Source organism: Methanococcus voltae (assembly GCF_017875395.1).
In the GTDB taxonomy this organism is placed as follows: Archaea; AGJL01; Methanococci; order Methanococcales; family Methanococcaceae; genus Methanococcus; species Methanococcus voltae_C.
This window is the reverse complement of record NZ_JAGGMO010000014.1, coordinates 1-1,595: the sequence shown is the minus strand read 5'-3', so window position 1 is coordinate 1,595 and position 1,595 is coordinate 1. Positions and strand designations below refer to the sequence as shown.

Annotated in this window: 1 rRNA gene; it reads right to left on the bottom strand. The window is 49.4% G+C overall.

Going from position 1 to position 1,595, the window contains the following annotated elements:
* Positions 1–1,509: ribosomal RNA gene (locus J2127_RS08445) — 23S ribosomal RNA — on the bottom strand; the annotation flags it as partial.
* Between the last annotated feature and the right edge of the window lie 86 nt (positions 1,510–1,595).

The window sequence follows — 1,595 nt, the reverse complement described above, 5'->3', positions numbered from 1 at the left end:
CGTATTTGAACGGCACAGGAATATTAACCTGTTTCCCTTTCCTCTCAAAGAGGTTAACTCGAGAGTTAGGACCGGCTTACCCACAGCTGACGAACATTGCTGTGGAACCCTTGCCCCTTCGGCGGTGGGGATTCTCACCCCACTTATGCTGTTACTACTACCAGGATCATCATTTCTACGAGGTCCACTCGACTTCACAGCCGAACTTCTGCCCTCGCAGAACGCCCCCCTACAAGATTACCTTACGGTACTCCTGGGTCTCGGTGGCCGATTTTAGCCCCGTCCATTTTCGGGACCCTTGATCTCGACAGGTGAGCTGTTACGCACTCGTTAAAGGATGGCTGCTTCTAAGCCAACCTCCCTGCTGTCTTAGACCAAGGACACCCTTCGTGTTCACACTTAATCGGCACTTAGGGACCTTAACCCAGGTCACGGCTATTCCCGTCTCGGACATACAGCTTACCCGTATGCCCTGACTCGAAGTATACGACGACGACAAGTTCGGAGTTTGACAGAAAAGCGAGGAATTTCTTCCCCTAACCTTCCTATCAGTGCTCTACCTTGCCGACTATCTAAACTTCGGCTGACCTGAGAGTCACTTCGGGGGGAACCAGCTATTTCCGGGCTCGATTGGCCTTTCACCCCTAGACCAAGGTCAGAAGAGTGCTTCGAACGGCAACACCTCTGCAGGCCTCCATCCCTCAGTTGAGGGACTTCACCTTGCCCTGGCCTAGATCGCCCGGTTTCGGGTCGTATCGCTGTGACTCCGGGCCCTTAAGACCCCGTTCCTGGATAAACTGCGAACTTGTTGGTTTCCCTTCGCCTACAACCTTAAAGATTTTAAGCTCGCCACAACAATACACTCCCTGGCCCGTTTTTCGAAACGGACGACACAACCCTGGCTCTATACCTCGTAACACTACTTCGCAGTAGCTTCCTTCAGTATAGTTGCCTTTGGGGCCGTGCCATTCCATACCTACTTGGTTTCAGGCACTTTTCACATCCTATTAAGGATACTTTTCAGCTTTCCCTCGCGGTACTAATACGCTATCGGTCTTGGAACGTATTTAGGGTTGGAAGTCGATGCCTCCCAATTTCCCGCGCGATATCCAACGCACGGTACTCAGGAACCTTATAAATCATATCAAATTCACTTACGGGACTTTCACCCTCTATGGTATGACATTCCAGTCAACTTCAGTTCTTATCAAATCATTGAACAAAGGCCCTATAACACCACATCTCCCCGAAGGGATTCAGTTTGCCCTGATCCGCTTTCAATCGCCTCTAATCACGGAATCTCGTTTGATTTCTCTTCCTGCGGGTACTAAGATGCTTCAATTCCCCGCGTTCCCAATCCTTACGGATCACTTTACAGTAGGAAGTCCCATTAGGAAATCTTAGGTTCAAAGGTTGTATGCACCTCGCCTAAGCTTATCGCAGCTTACCACGTCCTTCGTCGGCGTTCCAAGCCAAGCCATTCCCCAAGTAGGGTAATAGATAAATAGATATTCTGGATAACACCAGATATGAGAGCTTATGCATGATCATCATCTAATCAGATCCTCGGTTTACAACACTTTGATTGCAAACTG